At 74.1% G+C, this 4,254-nt stretch carries 4 protein-coding genes; 2 read left to right on the top strand and 2 right to left on the bottom strand.

The genetic code is table 11. The features are described from left to right. Positions 1-351 precede the first annotated feature (351 nt). Both LCD33_RS26075 and LCD33_RS26070 read left to right on the top strand, forming a co-directional pair. Positions 352-1,386: an NAD-dependent epimerase/dehydratase family protein gene (locus LCD33_RS26075; protein ID WP_224962039.1), complete on the top strand. Its 1,035-nt coding sequence runs from the start codon at positions 352-354 to the stop codon at positions 1,384-1,386. A gap of 32 nt (positions 1,387-1,418) precedes the next feature. Beyond that, a complete protein-coding gene (locus tag LCD33_RS26070) occupies positions 1,419-2,357 on the top strand; it encodes a lysophospholipid acyltransferase family protein (protein ID WP_224962041.1) in 939 nt (312 codons plus the stop codon). A gap of 25 nt (positions 2,358-2,382) precedes the next feature. On the opposite strand, the gene LCD33_RS26065 is transcribed toward LCD33_RS26070, so the two are convergent. Together LCD33_RS26065 and LCD33_RS26060 are read right to left on the bottom strand one after the other, a co-directional pair. Continuing rightward, positions 2,383-3,264 carry an HAD family phosphatase gene (locus LCD33_RS26065; RefSeq protein WP_224962043.1) on the bottom strand — a complete coding sequence of 294 codons (882 nt, stop codon included), beginning with the start codon at positions 3,262-3,264 and terminating at the stop codon, positions 2,383-2,385. A 344-nt stretch (positions 3,265-3,608) separates the two neighbouring features. Next, positions 3,609-4,254: sigma-70 family RNA polymerase sigma factor (locus LCD33_RS26060; RefSeq protein ID WP_374228546.1), on the bottom strand; the 646-nt coding region annotated here is incomplete at its 5' end.

Genomic DNA, 4,254 nt, shown 5'->3' with positions numbered 1-4,254 from the left:
CCCCCGCGACTAATTTGGCATACCCCCCCGGCCGCCCCCCCCCCCCCCCCCCCCCCGGGGTGGGGTATGGGGTCGGTTGTTTCCCCGCGCCGCCCCCCCCCCCCCCCCGGGGGGGGGGGGGGCGGTCGTTTTGCCACCCCCTCCGCCCAGGTGGTCCGGGATCGTCCGGGTTGCCGACCGCACCGGCCGCTGGTGGGGTGCACGAGGACATCGCGGCGTCGCCCGCGCGAAACCGGAGCGGGTGACCGCGCTCGGTAGCATCGTGCGCGGAGCTCGCGCTCCGCGATCGCGGCCGGCTTCCGGTGGGCGGGCGCGAGCGAACCCCTCCGGCCGGACCTCTCGGGGAGAACCATGGTGCCGAACGTCGTGCTCGTGACGGGCGTGAGCAGCTTCCTGGGCGGGCACCTCGCCGCGCGGCTCGCCGCCAACCCCGACATCGAACGCGTGCTGGGCGTGGACACCGCTCCGCCGCGTCCCGACCTGCGCCGTCGGATGGGGCGCACCGAGTTCGTGCGCGCCGACATCCGCAACCCGCTCATCGCGAAGGTCATCGCCGGTTCCGGCGTGGACACCGTGGTGCACGCGGCGGTGAACTCCCAGTCCGGTCCGGCGGGGCGGGCCGCGATGAAGGAGCTCAACGTCATCGGCACCATGCAGCTGCTGGCGGCCTGCCAGAAGGCCCCGGAGCTGCGCAGGCTGGTGGTCAAGTCGACCACCGCCGTCTACGGCGCCAGCCCGCGCGATCCCGCCGTGTTCTCCGAGGACATGGAGCCGAAGGACCTGCCCTCCTCCGGGTACGCGAAGGACGCCGGGGAGATCGAGGGCTACGTGCGCGGTTTCGGCAGGCGCCGGCCCGACGTGGACATCACCACGCTGCGCTTCACCCACCTCATCGGTCCGCGCATCGACGCCGACCTCACCCGCTACTTCGCGCTGCCGCTGGTGCCGACCGTGCTCGGCTACGACGCCCGGATGCAGCTGCTGCACTCCGAGGACGCGCTGGCCGTGCTGGAGAAGGCCACCACCCGTGCGCTGCCCGGCGTGTACAACGCGGGCGGCGACGGGGTGCTGATGCTCTCGCAGGCGATCCGCCGCGCCGGGCGGGTCGCGGTGCCGATCCCGCGGGCCGGGGTGCCCGCGGTGAGCCGGTTCTTCCGCGGCGCGCGGCTGGTCGACTTCTCCCCGGAGCAGATGCGGTTCTTGAACTTCGGGCGCGTCGTGGACACCACGAGGCTGCGGGAGAGCTTCGGCTTCACCCCGCGCTGGACCACGCAGCAGGCGTTCGACGACTTCGTGCGCGGCCGCGACCTGCAACCGGTGATCGACCCGGAGCAGGTCGTGGCGTGGGAGCGCGGTGTCGGCGCCCTGCTCGCCCGACTGCGGTGACCTTGACCAGACTGCGGCAACCAGGAGGCCAGATGGCGGACGCCCGAGTGATCCCGCTGCACCCGGCGGACCAGCGTCCCGGCGGTGCGCGGCCCGGCCCCGCCCCGCTGCCCGAGCCGGAGGAGCGCGAGGACGGCTGGGAGGACGCGGTCGCCGACGCGCTGGCCTTCGCCCGCCGCCGGCTGCTCGGCGACTACCAGGTCGACGAGTTCGGCTTCGACGAGGACCTCACCGACCACCTGGTGGTGCCGCCGCTGCGGCCGCTGTACGAGAAGTGGTTCCGGGTCGAGGCGATCGGGCTGGAGAACGTCCCCGACTCGGGCGCGCTCGTGGTCGCGAACCACTCGGGCACGCTGCCGCTGGACGCGCTGATGACGACGGTCGCGCTGCGCGACCACCACGACCCGGGCAGGCACCTGCGGATGCTCGGCGCGGACCTGGTGTTCCGGCTGCCGATGGTCGGTTCGCTGGCGCGCAAGGCCGGGCACACCCTGGCGTGCAACCCGGACGCGGAGCGGCTGCTGCGGGCCGGTGAGCTGGTCGGGGTGTGGCCGGAGGGCTTCAAGGGCGTCGGCAAGCCCTACCGGGACCGGTACAAGCTGCAGCGCTTCGGCCGCGGCGGGTTCGTGTCGGCGGCGATGCGGACCGGGGTGCCGATCGTGCCTTGCTCGATCGTCGGGGCCGAGGAGATCTACCCGAAGCTCGGCGACATCCGGCCGCTGGCGCGGCTGCTGGGGCTGCCGTACTTCCCGGTGACGCCGCTGTTCCCGCACTTCGGGCTGCTGGGTGCGGTGCCGCTGCCGTCGAAGTGGTACATCGAGTTCGGCGAGCCGGTGGAGACCGCCTCCTACGGGGAGGGCGCCGCCGACGACCCGATGGTCGTGTTCAGCCTCAGCGACCAGGTCCGCGAGATCATCCAGCAGACCCTCTACCGCCTGCTGGCCGGCCGCCAGAACGTCTTCCTGGGGTGAGCCGCCGGGCCGGTGGGCCGCCTCGTCAGGAGCGGTCGCGACGCCGGTAGGCGAGGCCCGCCGCGATGGCGCCCGCGACCGCGCTGGCGCCGAGCATCGACTGCGCGCCGATGCGGGCGGCCTTGCGCCCGGTGCGGAAGTCGCGGATCTCCCAGCCCCGGGACCGGGCGATGTCCCGCAGCCGCTGGTCCGGGTTGACCGCCACCGCGGTGCCCACCGCGGACAGCATCGGCACGTCGTTCGCCGAGTCCGAGTACGCGGTGCAGCGGCGCAGGTCCAGGCCTTCGCTGGCGGCCAGCGCGCGCACCGCGTGCGCCTTCGCCCGCCCGTGCAGCATCTCGCCGACCAGCCGTCCCGTGTAGACGCCGTCCACGTGCCCGGCCACGGTGCCCAGCGCACCGGTCAACCCGAGCCGCCGGGCGATGATCTGCGCCAGCTCCACCGGGGTCGCGGTCACCAGCCACACCCGCTGACCGGCGTCGAGGTGCATCTGGGCGAGGGCGCGGGTGCCCGCCCAGATGCGGTCGGACATCAGCTCGTCGTAGATCTCCTCGCTGAGCTCCACGAGCTCGGCGACCTTGCGCCCGGCGACGAACGACAGCGCCTGCTCCCGGCTGGCCTGCACGTCGTCGGCGTTCTCCCGGCCGCCGACGCGGAACTTCAGCTGCTGCCACGCGAACCCGGCGAGGTCGGAGGCGGTGAAGAACTTGCGGGCCGCCATGCCGCGGGCGAAGTGGAACAGCGAGGCGCCCATCATCATCGTGTTGTCCACGTCGAAGAAGGCGGCGGCGGTGAGGTCCGGCGGCGCGGTCAGCGACCCGCCCGGTTCCGCTCCCGCCACGGCCGCTTCGGCCGAGGCGCGGCCGGCGACCTTCGCGCTGTCGAACGAGCCCTCGGCGGGGTCCAGCGCGGACGGGGTCTCGCGCGGCTCGCCGTCCGGCGGGCCGAGCCGCGGCTCGGCCGCGTCCTCGCCCCCGGCGTCCCGGTCGTGGCGCGCCGAGCCGCCGCGCCGTCGGCCGTCGTGGCCTGGGCCTTCGGCTGGGCCTGGACTTGTCGGCACCGCCGCGCCTCCCGGTCTTGCTCCGGCTGGATGTTGCTCGGGTTCGGGTCCTGGCGTACCAGGGTCGCTGAGCGGGGCGTTCCCGCCGGTGCGGCGACCCGGCCCAGCAAGGCCTCCAGCTTAGAGGCTCCCGCCCGGCGCGTTGGCGCGGTCCGCGCTGATCGGCCGGGACCGGCTTCGATCGGCCCGGGTCAGCGCAGGTCGTCGGGCAGCAGCTGGCCGAGGCGCCGCACGGCGCGGTGCTGCAGCGCTTTGACGGCGCCTTCGCCGCGCTGCATGCGCTGGGCGGTCTCGGTGACCGACAGGCCCTGCATGAACCGCAGCCGGATGCATTCGCGCTGGTCCGGGTTGAGCTGCCGCACGCAGCGCAGCAGCTCCTGCTGGGTGGCGGCGTCGAGCACGTGCTGCTCCGGGCCGCCGTGGTGCTGCGTTCGGTGCTGGGCGTCGGGGAGCTCGGGGATCGGCACTTCCAGCCGGGTCCGGCTGGACTTCACGTGGTCGAGCACCAGGTTCTTCGCGATGGTGATGAACCAGGCGGCGACGTCCCGGCCCTGGTAGCTGACGGTGGCGATGCGCCGCAGCGCCCGCAGGAAGGTCTCGCTGGTGATGTCCTCGGCGAGGCAGTGGTCGCTGATCCGGAACAGCACGTAGCGGTACACGACGGGCGAGTACTCGTCGTAGAGCCTGCCGAACGCGTCGAGGTCGCCGTTCTGGGCCGCGCTCACGTGCCGCCAGCTCTCGCCGGGCACGGGCGCCTCGGGCGCGGGCCGCGGTTCGGCGCGGGGGTGCGCGGGGCGGTGTGGCAGGTGCGCGGGCCGGGAGGGAGCCGGATGGACG

The organism is Saccharopolyspora sp. 7B, assembly GCF_020177435.1.
Classification (GTDB): domain Bacteria; phylum Actinomycetota; class Actinomycetes; order Mycobacteriales; family Pseudonocardiaceae; genus Saccharopolyspora_C; species Saccharopolyspora_C gregorii.
The sequence above is the reverse complement of the archived record's forward strand: the minus strand, read 5'-3'. Positions and strand labels throughout refer to the sequence as shown.

Coding starts and splice junctions, on each gene's coding strand:
- LCD33_RS26075 (WP_224962039.1), top strand. CDS start 352: ATGGTGCCGAACGTCGTGCTCGTGACGGGCGTGAGCAGCTTCCTGGGC.
- LCD33_RS26070 (WP_224962041.1), top strand. CDS start 1,419: ATGGCGGACGCCCGAGTGATCCCGCTGCACCCGGCGGACCAGCGTCCC.